Raw genomic sequence first — 14982 nt, 5'->3', positions numbered from 1 at the left:
TTAACCGGCGAAGGCCGCCACGGGTCCGATCACGATGATCGCCGGAGGTCGAATGCCGTCCGCGCGGATCCGCTCGGGCGCGTCGCCGAGCGTGGCCCGCAAGGTGCGCTGAGCGACAGTGGTGCCGTGCTGCACCACCAGAACGGGCGTATCTGCAGGTCGGCCGCCATCCAGGAGTGCCTTGGTGAACAGCTCGATGCGTTCCACGGCCATCAGCAGCACGATCGTGCCCGTCATCGCCGCGAGCGCATCCCAATTGACTAACGATTCGGGGTGGCCAGGCGCAACATGGCCGCTGACCACCACAAACTCGTGGGTCATGCCGCGGTGCGTGACCGGAACCCCGGCCAGTGCGGGTACGGATATGGCACTTGTCACACCCGGAACAACGGTGACCGGGATGCCGGCCTCGGTGCACGCCAGGACCTCTTCATATCCGCGTGCGAAGACGAACGGATCGCCGCCTTTGAGGCGGACAACGAACTTTCCGGCACGGGCCCGGTCCACCAGCACCTGGTTGATCGCGTCCTGAGCCATCGCCCGCCCATACGGGATCTTTGCCGCGTCGATCACCTCGACATGGGGCCCGAGTTCGGCCAGCAACTCCTGTGGAGCCAGCCGGTCGGCGACCACGACGTCCGCGCGAGCCAGCAGGCGTCGTCCGCGCACGGTGATCAGCTCGGGGTCGCCCGGACCACCGCCGACGAGGGCCACCCCTGAGGGCGCCTCCCCCGGCTCCGTACCGGCGTCTGCGGTGAGCAGGCCGCGCTGAAGCGCTTCGTGGATCGCGGTGCGGATGGCCGCCGAGCGGCGGTGTTCACCGCCGGCGAGGACGCCCACCGAGAGTCCGTCGGAGTCGAATGTCGCCGGGGTCACCGCGGATCCTTCGCGAGCCACATCGGCGCGAACGCAGAAGATGCGCCGCTCGTCGGCTTCGGCGGCGATGGCGGCATTGACCTCGGAGTCGTCGGTGGCGGCGAGCACGTACCAGGCGCCCTCCAGATCCCCGGTGCGGAAGTCACGCAGCTGCAGGGTGATCCCAGGTTCGTCGTGCGACAGCGCCTCCACTGCGGGGCTGGCCGCCCGGGCAATCACGTGTACGTCGGCGCCGTGCGCGATCAGCAGGGGCAGCCGGCGTTGCGCGACGGTTCCGCCGCCGACAACGACGACCTTCTTGCCCGACAGGCGCAGGCCGACGAGGTAGGCATTCTCGGTCACCCGCCGAGCTTAGTGGTTGCTGCTGTGGTCACGAAGCGGGTGATGGCGTGCGGGTGTGCCGCAGGGTGGGTGTGCAGATATCCGGCGTGCACCCCACGCTGCACGGCGCCGTCACGCCGGGCGGCCTGCCCGGCGCCGGCGAATGCCCAGGCCGGCGGCTGATCGTCGACGAATTCCACTGCGGTTCGGTGGAATTCGTGGCCGGTGACCCGATCGCCCGTGGCGTGCAGGCAGGAGTCGACGACCGCGACGGCGTCGCGGTAGCCCAGCGTGAGGCGTTGGGTGAACCGCGCCGAACCGGCCAGCACACCGCACATCGGCACGCCGTCGAGATCGTCGACCAGATACGTCAGGCCGGCGCACTCGGCATGCACCGGGGCGCCGCGGCCGGCCAGATCCCTGATCTGCTGGCGGACAAGATCGTTGGCCGACAGTTCGGCGGTGAACTGTTCGGGGAATCCGCCGGGCAGTACCAGCGCGTCCGCACCGGCGGGCAGAGGCTCGGACAGCGGGTCGAACTCGGCGACCTGTGCCCCGGCGCCGCGCAGCAGTTCGGCGTGCTCGGCGTAGCTGAAGCTGAACGCCTTACCGGCGGCCAGGGCCACCGTGACATTGGTCACCGACTCTGCGATCGGGCTCCACGGCTCGGCGGTGACGTGGGCGGTGGCTGCGGATGCCAGGGCCCCGAGATCCACGTGGCGGGCCACCAGCGCGGTCATCGCGGCCACCGCGTCACGGGCCTGGCGGCCGTGCTCGACAGCGGTGATGAGACCGAGATGTCGTGACGGGACCGATAATTCGTCATCCCGCGGAATCGCGCCGAGCACCTGCACCCCGGCATGCTCACAAGCCTGGCGCAACACCGCCTCGTGCCGGTCCGAGCCCACCCGGTTGAGGATCACCCCGGCGATCCGCACCGCGGGGTCGAAGGTGACGAAGCCGTGGATCAGGGCCGCGACGCTGTGGCTCTGCCCGCGGGCGTCGACCACCAGGACCACCGGGGCCCCCAGCAGCCCGGCCACCTGGGCCGCCGAACCTCGCGGGATACCGGTCATCTGCGCCTCGATGCGGCCGTCGAACAGGCCCATCACACCCTCGACCACCGCGATGTCGGCATCGGCGCAACCGTGCCGGTACAGCGGACCGATCAGATCCTCACCGACCAGCACCGGGTCCAGATTGCGGCCCGGGCGGCCGGCGGCCAGCGCGTGGTAGCCGGGGTCGATGAAGTCCGGGCCCACCTTGAACGGCGCTACCTTGTGACCGGCCTGGCGTAGAGCACCGACCAAACCCGTTGCCACCGTGGTCTTCCCGCTGCCCGAGGCCGGTGCAGCGATCACCACCGCGGGGGTGGTCACCCGTGCGCCGCCCTCACCACTCGATGCCCTTCTGGCCCTTGCGGCCAGCATCCATCGGATGCTTGATCTTGGTCATCTCGGTCACCAGGTCCGCGGCGTCGATCAGGGCCTGCGGGGCATCGCGGCCGGTGATCACCACGTGCTGGGTGCCCGGGCGCGTGCGGAGAACCTCGACGACCTCGTGCACATCGATCCAGCCCCACTTGAGCGGATAGGTGAACTCGTCGAGCACATAGAAGTCGTGACGTTCCTCGGCCAGCCGACGTTTGATCTCGGCCCAGCCGTCGGCCGCAGCCGCCGCATGGTCGACGTCATCACCGTGCTTGCGGGTCCAGGACCAGCCCGAGCCCATCTTGTGCCACTCGACCGGGCCGCCGGCCCCGTGCTCGTCATGCAGCCGACCGAGCTGACCGAACACGGCCTCCTCCCCTACCTTCCACTTCGCGCTCTTGACGAACTGGAACACCGCTACCGAAAAGCCCTGGTTCCAGGCCCGCAGCGCCATCCCGAAGGCAGCGGTGGACTTGCCCTTCCCCGGCCCGGTGTGCACGGCGAGCAGCGGTGCATTGCGTCGCGCCTTGGTTGTGAGGCCGTCGTCGGGAACTGTCAGCGGCTGCCCCTGTGGCATGGGCGGGTCCTTCCTGCGCAGAGTCTCGGGCCGCGCTAGGCGGCAGTCTGGTGCTGGACGAGCCGGGTCAGTTCGGACGCACGTAACTGCTCAAGCCGGACTGCCGGCGACCCCAGCTGCTCGGCCAGTTGCCCGGCCAATCCCAGTCGCACAAACGATGTTTCACAATCGACCACCACGGCGGCGGCGCCCTCGGCCACCAACGCGGCCGCGGCCTGCCTGGTACGACCCAGCGGGTCGGGGCCACCGGTGGCGCGACCGTCGGTGAGCACCACCACCAGGCTGCGCCTCGCGCGGTCCCGGGCCTTCTCCCGGATCACCAGGTCGCGGGCCGCCAGCAGGCCCTGGGCCAGCGGGGTCTTGCCTCCGGTGTCGAACCGCGCCAGCCGGCGACTGGCGATGTGCACCGAGGTGGTGGGCGGGAGCAATACCCGCGCGTCCTGTTGGCGGAACGTGATCACCGCAACCTTGTCCCGACGCTGGTAGGCATCACGCAGCAGCGACATCGTCGCGCCGGTGACCGCCGACATCCGGTCGCGGGCGGCCATCGACCCGGAGGCGTCGACGACGAAGATCACCAGATTGCCTTCGCGGCCTTCACGTACCGCACGCCGGATGTCTTCGGGACGGGGGCGCGGCAGGCCGGCACCCTGTTGGCGGCCCGCGGTGGCGAGCAGGGTGGCGAACATGTGCAGCCCGTGCCCGACGCCGGGCTCCGCGGTGGCTGCGATGGGGGTGCCGGTGCGGTTGCGCGCGCGCGAGCGGCGGCCGGGCGCGCCCTCACCGACCCCGGGCACCACCAGCGCCTTGGTCCGGAACACCGACGACGGCGGGGCACTCGGACGCGTCGAGGATTGTTTCGAATTACCCTGTGGCGCGGCACTTTCCGAGCCGGAATCCGCTCCGCCACCGGGCGGGTCGAAGTCGGGTTCGAAGTCCGGGTCTGGCGGCTCGGGATCCTGTCCGGCTTGCGCGGCCGACTCCCCCGCCTGCTGCATCGCCTCTTCGAGGCGTTCGGGGTCCAGGCCAGGATCGTCGAACGGGTCACGACGACGCCGGTGCGGCAAGGCCAGTTCGGCGGCCACTCGGATGTCCTCTTCGGCGACCGTCGTCGCACCACGCCAGGCGGCATGGGCGACGGAGGTGCGCGCGACCACCAGGTCGGCGCGCATTCCGTCGACGTCGAACGCCGCACACAGCGCGGCGATTCGGCGTAATTCGCTGTCGGGCAGGACCACAGAGCCGATCGCGGCGCGGGCCGTGGCGATCTGGTCGGCCAGCTCGGCGTCGGCGGCCGCGTGGCGGTCGACGAAAGCCCGCGGGTCGGCTTCGAATGCCATCCGGGCGCGGATCACCTCGACGCGGACGTCGACATCGCGCGAGGCGGCGACGTCCACAGTCAGCCCGAATCGGTCCAGCAGCTGGGGGCGCAGCTCGCCTTCCTCGGGGTTCATGGTGCCGATCAGGACGAATCGGGCCTCGTGCGAGTGCGAAATACCTTCGCGCTCAACATGAACCCGACCCATGGCCGCGGCATCGAGGAGCACGTCGACCAGGTGGTCGTGCAGCAGGTTGACTTCGTCGACGTAGAGGACGCCGCCGTGGGCGCGGGCCAACAGGCCCGGCGAGAAGGCGTGTTCGCCGTCACGAAGCACCTTCTGCAGGTCCAGCGATCCGACCACCCGGTCCTCGGTCGCGCCGATCGGCAGTTCCACGAGACGGGCATCGTCGTCGACCGCGGACAGCACCGCGGCCAGGCCTCGGACCGCGGTGGATTTCGCGGTCCCCTTCTCACCGCGGATCAGCACGCCGCCGATCTCGGGGTGAACCGCGCACAGCAGCAGGGCCAGGCGCAGTCGGTCCTGCCCCACCAGTGCGCTGAAGGGGTAGGTGTGGGTCTCCGCCGCCATCAGGAGGACTCGCTCTCGCCGCGGGCCCCGGGCCGCGCCATCGGCACATGCGGGATTCCGTCATCAAGGAATTCGTCGCCGTCACGGACGAATCCGTGCCGGCCGTACATATCGACCAGGTAGGTCTGGGCATTGATGTGACACGGGTAGTCGCCGACCTCGGCCAGTGCCGCCTGCATCAGCCGGGTGGTGTGCCCGCTGCCCCGAGCGCTGCGTTTGGTGCACACCCGGCCGATCCGGAACGCCTTCTCGCCGCCGGGATGCTCCTCCATCAACCGCAACGTCGAAATGACTTCTCCGTCAGGGCTTTCCAGCCAGAAATGGCGGGTCTCAGCGAGCAAATCTCGGCCGTCGAGCTCCGGGTAGGGAGTCGCCTGCTCCACCACGAACACCTCGACACGGAGCTTGAGCAGCTCGTAAAGCGTTGGTACGTCGAGGTCTTTGGCCCAGCTGCGGCGTAGTGCGACCGTCATCCGCCCGCCCCGGTCACGCAGTCACAGGGGCGTCCAGTAGGAGCGCCTTACTACCCCACGCCCAGACTTCCTCGAACAGGCCGGGTTCGTCGGACAGCTTGGTGCCCAGCGACGGCACCATCTCCTTGAGCTTGGGCAGCCAGCTCTGGTAGCGATCGGTGAAGCAGCGCTCGAGCACGTCGAGCATGGCCGGCACCGCGGTGGACGCACCCGGCGAGGCGCCCAGCAGCCCGGCGATGCTGCCGTCGGCCGCCGTGAGCACGGTGGTGCCGAACTCCAGCACGCCGCCCGCGCCCTTGCGCCGGATCACCTGCACGCGCTGCCCGGCGATGTCGAGTTCCCAATCGGAATCGACTGCGCTGGGGGCGAATTCGCGCAAGGTGTCGACCCGTGCGGCCTCACTCAGCAGCAGCTGGCCGACCAGATAGTTGACCAGACCCATCTCGGTGAGCCCGACACCGAGCATGGACATGATGTTGTTGGGTTTGACCGACAACGGCAGGTCGGTGAACTTGCCCTGCTTGAGGAACTTCGGCGTCCAGCCGGCGAACGGACCGAACAACAGCCACGACTTGCCGTTGATCACGCGGGTGTCCAGGTGCGGCACCGACATCGGCGGTGCACCCAGCGGCGGCAGCCCGTACACCTTGGCCTGATGGCCTGCGGTCAGCGCCTGGTTGTTGGTCCGCAGGAACGCGCCGCCCACCGGGAATCCGCCGAAGCCCTTGGCCTCCGGGATGCCCGACTTCTGCAGCAACGAGAGCGCACCGCCACCGGCGCCGACGAACACGAACTTGGAATTGAACTTGCGCTTGAGGCCAGTGCGACGGTTGGTCACCTTGACCGTCCAGCTGCCGTCCGACTCCTTGTGCAGATTGCGCACCTCGTGGCCGAACAGGGTGTCCATCCCGCGCTGCGCGGTGAAACCGATCAGCTGGCGCGAGAGCGCACCGAAGTCGACGTCGGTGCCGTGCTGCGACCAGTTCAGCCCGACCGGATCGGAGAAATCACGCTTGGCGGCCATGAACGGCAGCCGGCGGGCGAATTCGTCCTTGTCGTCGATGAATTCCATCGAGCCGAACAGCGGATTGCCGACCAGGGCCTTGTGACGGCGCTTGAGGTAATCGACGTTGCCGGCGCCGTGCACGAAACTGACGTGTGGGATCGGGTTGAGGAAGCCGCGCACATCGGGCAGCACGCCGTTCTCGGCCGCGTAGGCCCAGAACTGCCGCGACACCTGGAACTGCTCGTTGACGTTGATGGCCTTGGTGGTGTCGATGGAACCATCGGACAGCTCGGGGGTGTAATTCAGCTCACACAGCGCCGAGTGGCCGGTGCCTGCGTTGTTCCACGGATCGCTGCTCTCGGCAGCGGCGCCGTCGAGCCGTTCGATCATGGTGATGGACCACTCCGGCTCCAGCAGGCGGATCAGAGCGCCGAGGGTAGCGCTCATGATGCCGGCCCCAACCAGCACGACGTCGGTCTTCACGGTCGTACCCACGTTTGCCTCAGACACCCTGATCGCTCGTCCTTCGTATTGCGCGGCCCGTCGCCGTCGACGGGCCTTTGGTTATGCCAAGGTTATCGCGCGACGAATCGCCGTTGGCCAGGCATGGTAGTGCGATCCGTCACCCATCAGTCCCCCTCAGCCCGACGATGGCCGTCGGCCACCCCGGATCTGGCGGCGCGGTCCAGCAACTCTGCAGGTCCTCGGGCCGGCAACGGACTCCCCTACTGCATTGCGGCGCCGGTTTCCGGCGCGCAGCTAGGGTGGAACCGTGACGTCACGGGAGCCCGCCTGGGAGCCGGATGTATTGCCGGGATTCTGGCAGCAGACCATCGATGCAGGACCCGATCCCGACGGCGAAGGCGACCTGGTCGCCACGCTGGTACGCCGGGGCCCGGGTGCCACAGCCCATGGGGCCGCACGGCCCGGCCACGCCGTACTGGCACTGCACGGCTACACCGACTACTTCTTCCACACCGAACTGGCCGATCGATTCGCCGAGCGCGGCTTCGCGTTCTATGCGCTGGATCTGCCCAAGTGCGGGCGCTCCCGGCATGACGGCCAGACCGCGCATTTCACCACCGATCTGGCGCGGTACGACAACGAGCTGCAGCGGGCGCTGGAGGTGATCGCCGCCGACACCGGCGACGCCACGGTGTGCCTGTACGGGCATTCGGCCGGCGGGTTGATCCTGACGTTGTTCGCCGATCGCCTGCGCCGCAGCCGCCGCCTCGCCCCGCTTCACGTCGGCGGGCTGATCCTCAACAGCCCGTTCTTCGATCTGCACGGACCGGCAATCCTGCGCACCGCACCCACTTCGGCGGCCCTGATCGCCCTGGCCCGGCTGCGCAAGCTGTCGGTGATCCGTAAACCCACCGAAGGCGGTTACGGCACCACCCTGCACCGTGATTACGGCGGCGATTTCGACTACAACCTGGACTGGAAACCGTTGGGTGGCTTCCCGGTAACGCTCGGATGGATCAACGCCATCCGCCGCGGACAGGCCCGGCTGCACCGCGGCCTGGACGTCGGCGTGCCAAACCTGATCCTGCGGTCCGACCGCAGCGTCACCGAGACCTCCGACCCCGCCTCGATGCAGCGCGGTGACGCGGTGCTCGATGTCAGTCAGATCGCCCGGTGGTCCGGTTGTGTGGGTAACCAGACGACCATCTCCCCGATCACCGACGCCAAACACGACGTCTTCCTGTCGGTCGCCGACGCCCGGGCGGCGGCCTACCACGAGCTCGACCGGTGGCTGGACTACTACGTCGATCTGCAAACCCGGCCGAGCACAACATCTTCCGGATAGGACGGCGCATGGATCACTACGACCTGACCATCATCGGTACCGGCTCGGGCAACAGCATTCTCGACGAGCGCTATGCCGGTAAGAAGGTCGCGATCTGTGAGCAGGGCACGTTCGGCGGCACCTGCCTGAATGTCGGCTGTATCCCGACCAAGATGTTCGTCTACGCCGCCGACGTGGCGGACACCATCCGGGCCGGCACCAAGTACGGCATCGACGCCCACATCGACAAGGTGCGCTGGCCCGACATCGTCTCTCGGGTGTTCGGCCGCATCGATCCGATCGCCGCCGGCGGCGAGGACTACCGCCGCAACGATCCCCACATCACGGTGTACGCCAGCCACACCCGGTTCGGCCCCAAGACCGCCGATGGCCGCTACACCCTGCGCACCGAAGCCGGTGACGAGTTCAGCAGCGATCAGGTGGTGATCGCCGCTGGATCCCGCACCTTCATCCCGCCGGCCATCGAGGATTGCGGCGTCACCTACCACACGAGCGACGACATCATGCGGATCCCCGAACTGCCCGAGCACCTGGTGATCGTGGGCGGCGGATTCGTCTCGGCCGAGTTCGCGCACGTGTTCTCTGCGTTGGGCGTACGGGTCACCATCGTGGTGCGTGGTGACTGTCTTCTCAGCCATTGCGACGAGACGATCTGCCATCGGTTCAGCGAACTGGCCGCCGAGAAGTGGGATCTGCGTACGCACGAGAACGTGATCGGCGCCCATCACGACGGCGACAAGATCGTCCTCGAACTCGACGACGGCAAGACCCTGGACGCCGACGTGCTGCTGGTGGCCACCGGGCGGATTCCCAACGGCGATCTGCTCGACGCAGAACTCGCCGGGGTGGAGGTGGACGAGGACGGCCTGGTGATCGTCGACGAATTCCAACGCACCACGGCGCGTGGCATTTTCGCGCTCGGTGACGTGTCCTCGGAGTACCAGCTCAAGCATGTCGCCAATCATGAGTCACGGGTGGTGAAAGAGAACCTGCTGTGCGACTGGGACGACACCGAGGCGATGGTGCCAAGCGATCACCGGTTCGTGCCGTCGGCGGTGTTCACCGAACCGCAGATCGCCATGGTCGGCCTGACGGAGGCGGAGGCCCGCGACGAGGGCTACGACTTCGTCACCAAGGTTCAGGCCTACGGCGACACCGCGTATGGCTGGGCGATGGAGGACACCACCGGAATCGCCAAGCTGATCGGCGACCGCGACACCGGCAAGATCCTGGGCGCCCACATCATGGGATATCAGGCATCCTCGCTCATCCAGCCGCTGATCCAGGCGATGAGCTTCGGGCAGACCGCCGAAGAGATCGCCCGGGGCCAGTACTGGATCCACCCGGCGTTGTCCGAGGTGATCGAGAACGCACTGCTGGGTCTGAGCGACTAGGCCCGGGCAGCCCAGCGCTGCTCGATCCGGCCGAATCGCCAGATTCCCAGGGCGACAAGCCAGCTCAGCACGAAAAGTCCGACGATCGCGAAGCCGACGAATTCCAGGTCGGCCGACCCGACGACCGCCAGCGGGCCCGTGGTGATGCCGAGGCGCTCGACCAGCAGTCCGATCAGCACGATCACCCCGACGCCCAGTGCCACGATCACCGACAGCACGGTGACGGTCAGGTTGTAGTACACCTTGCGGACGGGTTGCAGAAACGCCCAGCCGTAGGCCCGCGCCATCAAGATGCCGTCCGCGCTGTCGAAGAGGCACATCCCCGCCGCGAACAACACGGGCAGAACCAGCATGGCGTACCAGGGCAGGGTGAAGGCTGCCGTTCCGGCCGCCAGCACCAGCAGCGCCACCTGGCTGGCGGTGTCGAACCCCAGCCCCATCAGGAAGCCCACCGGGTACAGATGCCAGGGCTTGCTGACCCGCCGCATGACCCGGCCCAGCAGTCGGGCCAGGAAACCGCGGCTGTCGAGCTGACGCTCGAGCTCTGCCTCGTCGAACTCGCCGGTGCGCATGGCGCGGAATACCTTGGCGATGCCCACTGCGGCAAACAAATTCGTCAACCCGATCAAGATCAGGAACGTGCCGGCCACCAGCGAGCCGATCAGCCCCAGGGTCTGCAGCGTCGCCGAGTTCTCGTCCTGCACCGGCCCCACGAGCGCCCGTACCCCCACGGCCAGCAGCAGGGCAAGGCCGAACACCACGCTGGAATGCCCCAGCGAGAACCAGAAACCGGCCGAAACCGACCGGGTGCCCTCACCGACCAGTTTGCGGGTGGTGTTGTCGATGACGGCGATGTGGTCGGCGTCGAAGGCATGTCGCACGCCGAGCAGATACGCGGTGACGCCGAGACCCACGCCGAACACCCCGGCCGACCCCAGACTGATGTGCTGCGGCGCCACTCCGAAAACGAGTACGCCCCATCCGACGGCGTGCAACAGCACGACGAACCCGCCGAGCGCGGCAATCGCCGTCCAGTCGGTCCGGTCGAAACTGGTTGCACCTCGGGCTGATCTGCCGGTCTCCGGCGCCGCACCGATGGTCACCGCCCGAGCGTAAGGCGAGCACACATATCTGTCCACATGGACAGATGGGAGTCTTGGTCAGCCGTGCCGGGCGCCGATCCAGTGCAGCAGGTCGTGCACGGTCTCGTCGTCGAGGCGGTAATGCACGGTGCGCCCGGTTCGCGTGGAAGTGACCCAGCCCTGTTCCCGGAGCACCCGCAACGCCTGGGACACCGCATTCTCCGAGCGGCCGAGGGCCGTGGCCAGATCGCCCACACAGATGCCGGGTGCCCGGTGCAGGCCCAGCAGGATCTCCAGCCGGTGCGGGTCGGACAGCAGGTCGAAGCGCTGCGCCCATCCCGGGGTGTCGACGTCGGCCAGCGCTTGCGATGCGCGCTCGACCTGCACCTCATTGCCGTGCTGGTCCACAGATCGAATTTAGTCCAGAAGGAGCGCCCAGCGCCCGGTGCCTGCGCGCGAACGTACGCAAATGCTGCTGTTCAGTCGAGAAAGCCGTGCAGCAACGCCGATGAACCGCCGACGTGGGCCAGCATGGCAGCGGCGGCCCGATCGCTGTCACCGGCCAGGATCGCCATCACGATCGCTTCGTGCTGTTCGTCGGAGTGGGCGATGTTGCGCGGCAACAGCGGAATCTGGTCCAGCAGCGCGTTGAGCCGCATCCGGTTCTCGGCGACCAGCGGCACCAGCGACGGAGACCCCGCCGCCTCTGCGATGGCCAGGTGCAGCCGCGAATCCAGACGGCGGTAGTCGTCGGGTTCTGCGGCGCGGACGTCAGCCAGCCGGGACCACAAGCCCTCCCGCTCGGCCGCGCTCAACGTCCGTCCGGCCGCCATCCGCGCCGCCCCGACCTCCAGGATCTCGCGCAACCGCAACGCATCGTCGATCTCCTCGCGCGTCGGCCGATGACTGGTCGTGGGCTGTGCAGGCAACTCAGCGGCCAGGAAGGTACCGCCGTACCGGCCCCGCTTGGACACCAGATAACCCGCGTCGGCCAGCGATTTGATCGCCTCCCGGACGGTGTCACGGCTGACTCCCAGTCGGGCCGCCAGCTCACGCTCTGGCGGCAATGACTCCCCCGGACCCAACACCCCCAGCCGAATCGTCTCCAGCAACCGGCCGACGGTGTCCTCGAAGGCGTTGCCCAGCCGAACCGGACGCAACAGGGCCCCGGCCACCTCTACGGCGGGCTGCGGGTCCGGTTCGGCTGTCATGGCGAGCTACCAGGGTGTCACAGGGGCGTGACGTAGGCAGAACTGATGCCGCCGTCCACGAGGAACGTCGAACCCGTGATGAACGACGCGTCGTCACTGGCCAGGAACGCCACTGCGGCGGCCAGCTCCTCGGGTTCGGCGAAACGGCCAAGCGGGATGTGTACCAGCCGACGCGCGGCACGCTCGGGATCCTTGGCGAACAACTCCTGCAGCAGCGGGGTGTTCACCGGACCGGGGCACAGGGCATTGACGCGGATGCCCTGGCGCGCGTACTGCACCCCGAGCTCGCGTGACATCGCCAGCACCCCGCCCTTGGACGCGGTGTAGGAGATCTGGGAGGTGGCCGAGCCCATCACCGCGACGAACGATGCGGTGTTGATGATCGAACCCTTGCCCGCCGGAACCATGTGCCGCAGCGCTGCCCGGCACGACAGATAGACCGACTTCAAGTTGATGTCCTGGACCCGTTGCCAGGCCGGCAGCTCAGTGGTCTCGATCAGGTCGTCCTCGGGCGGCGAGATGCCGGCGTTGTTGAAGGCGATGTCGACCGAACCGAATGTCGCTGCCGCGGTGTCGAAGAGGGTGTCGACTGCCGTCTCGTCGGACACGTCGACCGCGACGAACAATCCGTCGAGTTCCTCGGCGGCGGCCTCACCCGTCGCGGGGTCGATGTCACCCACCACGATCGTGGCGCCCTCGGCGCGCAACCGCCTGCCGGTGGCCAGGCCGATCCCGCTCGCACCACCGGTGATGACCGCGACCTTGCCGGCCAGACGTTGGGTCAGATCCATCTACAACTCCTCTACTGCGAAGAAGACATTCTTGGTTTCGGTGAACGACAGCGGCGCATCGGGTCCCAACTCGCGTCCGAGTCCGGACTGCTTGAAACCACCGAACGGCGTGTTGTACCGCACCGAGGAATGGGAATTGACACTGAGATTGCCCGCTTCCACCGCCCTCGACACCCGCAGCGCGCGCGAGAGATTGTCGGTCCAGATCGAGCCCGACAAACCGTAGGGCGTGTCGTTGGCGAGTGCGATGGCGTCGGCCTCGTCCTCGAACGGCAGCACGGTCACCACCGGTCCGAAGATCTCATCGGTCACGGTGCGGTCGCTGCGCTGCGGCGTCAACACCGTTGGCGGGAACCAGAACCCGGGCCCCCCGGGGGCGGAACCCCGGAATGCCACCGGGGCATCGTCAGGCACGTAGCCAGACACCGATTCCCAGTGCGGGCGGGACACCAACGGCCCCATCTCGGTGTCGCGCACAGTGGGGTCCCCGACGGCCACGCCCTTGACAGCGGGTTCGAGCAACTCCATGAATCGGTCGTAGACGCTGCGCTGCACCAGGATCCGGCTGCGCGCACAGCAGTCCTGCCCGGCATTGTCGAACACCCCGTACGGCGCAGTGGCCGCCGCCTTCTCCAGATCACAATCGTCGAACACGATGTTGGCGCTCTTGCCGCCCAACTCCAGCGTGACGCGCTTGACCTGAGCGGCGGCCCCGGCCATCACCCGCGTCCCCACCACGGTGGATCCGGTGAACACCACCTTGCGCACACCGGGATGGGTGACGAACCGCTCCCCGACCACCGACCCCTTGCCCGGCAGCACCTGGAAGAGATCCGGGTCCAGACCGGCTTCCACCGCGAGCTCACCGAGCCGGATCGAGGTGAGCGGGGTCCATTCAGCGGGCTTGAGCACCACGGCGTTACCGGCTGCCAACGCCGGGGCGAAGCCCCATGCGGCGATGGTCATCGGGAAGTTCCACGGGGTGATCACGCCGACCACGCCCAGCGGCTCGTTGAACGTGACGTCCAGGCCGCCTGCCACCGGGATCTGCTTGCCGCTCAACCGCTCCGGAGTGGCCGAGTAGAACTGCAGGACATCGCGGACGTGCCCGGCCTCCCATTCGGCCTGCCCGATCGGATGCCCGGAATTGGCCACCTCGAGGGCGGCCAGCTCATCGATGTGAGCGTCGACGACGGCGGCGAACACGCGCAGCGCGGTGGCCCGCTCGGCCGGCGCCAACCGGGCCCAGGCCCGTTGCGCCACGGCCGCACGTGCCACCGCGTCGTCGACGGCGGCCACGTCGAGGTGCTCGACCGTGGTCAGCACCTCTTCGGTGGCCGGGTTGACGACCTGGCTGGATGTCATGAAACCCTCTCTGTGGCATAGGTTCTGGCCGCGTCCACCGCGGCGGTGAACAACCGTAGGTCATCGAGGCTTTCTTCCGGGTGCCACTGCACCCCCAGCACGAACGCATCTCCGGATAGCGCCGGGTCACGTTCGACGGCCTCGATCACGCCGTCGCTGTCGCGAGCGCTGACCACCAGGCCCTCACCGAGCCGGTCGATGGCCTGGTGGTGATAGCACTGCGCATCGGACGTGGTGCCGATCAGAGTTGCCAGCAGGGTGTCGGGCACGGTGTGTACCGCCGATGTGCCGAACACTGCGTTGCCCCTCTGATGATGGGTGTGCCCGATCACCTCGGGCAGGTGTTGGTGCAGGGTGCCGCCGAGCGCCGCGTTGAGGACCTGCGCCCCCCGGCACACGCCGAGCACCGGAACACCGCGTCGCAGAGCGGCTTCGAGCAGAGCGAACTCCCAGGCGTCGCGCTCGGTGGCCGGCTCGTTGGTGGCCGGATGCGGCTGCTGTCCGTAGCGTTGCGGATCCACGTCCGGGCCGCCGGTGATGACCAGTCCGTCGACGCGGTCCAAAACCCGGTCGGCGATCTCACGGTCCACCGGCTGTGGCGGTAACAGCAGCGCGATGCCACCGGCACGGGTGACACCTTCGAAGTAGACCTGCGGCAGGAAACTCGCCCGCACGTCCCAGACTCCCGTCTGTGCCTGCTGCAGATAGGTCGTCATGCCGATCACCGGCCGGGGGC

14 protein-coding genes are annotated in these 14982 nt (G+C 68.1%); 2 read left to right on the top strand and 12 right to left on the bottom strand.

The features are described from left to right. The 6 genes from cobA to mqo are packed head-to-tail and all read right to left on the bottom strand — an operon-like array spanning nt 1 to nt 7103. Nucleotides 1–1218, bottom strand: coding sequence for a uroporphyrinogen-III C-methyltransferase (cobA, locus tag AB0I14_RS05490; RefSeq protein WP_358017103.1), 1218 nt, complete (start codon nt 1216–1218; stop codon nt 1–3). Next, entirely contained in the window at nt 1215–2576 is a 1362-nt protein-coding gene (locus AB0I14_RS05485; RefSeq protein WP_358017100.1) for a cobyrinate a,c-diamide synthase, read from the bottom strand. Before AB0I14_RS05485 ends, cobA begins: the two co-directional genes overlap by 4 nt. Nucleotides 2577–2589: 13 nt before the next feature. Then, complete coding sequence (cobO, locus tag AB0I14_RS05480) at nt 2590–3204, bottom strand: cob(I)yrinic acid a,c-diamide adenosyltransferase (protein WP_358017096.1); 615 nt, start codon at nt 3202–3204, stop codon at nt 2590–2592. A 35-nt stretch (nt 3205–3239) separates the two neighbouring features. Next, the gene (locus AB0I14_RS05475) at nt 3240–5114 is read right to left on the bottom strand and encodes a magnesium chelatase subunit D family protein (protein WP_358017093.1); all 1875 of its coding nucleotides are present in this window, start codon (nt 5112–5114) and stop codon (nt 3240–3242) included. Beyond that, nucleotides 5114–5587: a GNAT family N-acetyltransferase gene (locus AB0I14_RS05470; RefSeq protein WP_358017090.1), complete on the bottom strand. Its 474-nt coding sequence runs from the start codon at nt 5585–5587 to the stop codon at nt 5114–5116. The genes AB0I14_RS05475 and AB0I14_RS05470 overlap by 1 nt, the downstream gene beginning before the upstream one ends. Nucleotides 5588–5600: 13 nt before the next feature. After that, nucleotides 5601–7103, bottom strand: a complete 1503-nt coding sequence (mqo, locus tag AB0I14_RS05465) for a malate dehydrogenase (quinone) (protein ID WP_358017087.1) — start codon at nt 7101–7103, stop codon at nt 5601–5603. 262 nt (nt 7104–7365) lie between these two features. On the opposite strand from mqo, the gene AB0I14_RS05460 reads away from it, so the two are divergent. Continuing rightward, entirely contained in the window at nt 7366–8403 is a 1038-nt protein-coding gene (locus AB0I14_RS05460) for an alpha/beta hydrolase (protein ID WP_358017084.1), read from the top strand. Between the two features lie 8 nt (nt 8404–8411). Further along, entirely contained in the window at nt 8412–9797 is a 1386-nt protein-coding gene (gene mtr / locus AB0I14_RS05455) for a mycothione reductase (protein ID WP_358017081.1), read from the top strand. Here mtr and AB0I14_RS05450 read toward each other — a convergent pair. The 6 genes from AB0I14_RS05450 to AB0I14_RS05425 form a co-directional block, all read right to left on the bottom strand. Then, complete coding sequence (locus AB0I14_RS05450) at nt 9794–10900, bottom strand: HoxN/HupN/NixA family nickel/cobalt transporter (RefSeq protein WP_358017078.1); 1107 nt, start codon at nt 10898–10900, stop codon at nt 9794–9796. The two genes, mtr and AB0I14_RS05450, sit on opposite strands and share 4 nt — an antisense overlap. Nucleotides 10901–10957: 57 nt before the next feature. Next, on the bottom strand, nt 10958–11287 hold the full coding sequence (locus tag AB0I14_RS05445; RefSeq protein WP_358017075.1) for a metalloregulator ArsR/SmtB family transcription factor: 330 nt from the start codon (nt 11285–11287) through the stop codon (nt 10958–10960). 71 nt (nt 11288–11358) lie between these two features. Continuing rightward, a complete protein-coding gene (locus tag AB0I14_RS05440) occupies nt 11359–12090 on the bottom strand; it encodes an FCD domain-containing protein (protein ID WP_358017072.1) in 732 nt (243 codons plus the stop codon). Between the two features lie 17 nt (nt 12091–12107). After that, nucleotides 12108–12881: a 3-oxoacyl-ACP reductase gene (locus AB0I14_RS05435; RefSeq protein ID WP_358017069.1), complete on the bottom strand. Its 774-nt coding sequence runs from the start codon at nt 12879–12881 to the stop codon at nt 12108–12110. Continuing rightward, complete coding sequence (locus tag AB0I14_RS05430; protein ID WP_358017066.1) at nt 12882–14246, bottom strand: aldehyde dehydrogenase family protein; 1365 nt, start codon at nt 14244–14246, stop codon at nt 12882–12884. Beyond that, nucleotides 14243–14962, bottom strand: a complete 720-nt coding sequence (locus AB0I14_RS05425) for a gamma-glutamyl-gamma-aminobutyrate hydrolase family protein (protein ID WP_358017063.1) — start codon at nt 14960–14962, stop codon at nt 14243–14245. Before AB0I14_RS05425 ends, AB0I14_RS05430 begins: the two co-directional genes overlap by 4 nt. Nucleotides 14963–14982: the final 20 nt, after the last annotated feature.

This window comes from Mycobacterium sp. NPDC050441 (assembly GCF_040655355.1).
In the GTDB taxonomy this organism is placed as follows: domain Bacteria; phylum Actinomycetota; class Actinomycetes; order Mycobacteriales; family Mycobacteriaceae; genus Mycobacterium.
The sequence above is the reverse complement of the archived record's forward strand: the minus strand, read 5'-3'. Positions and strand labels throughout refer to the sequence as shown.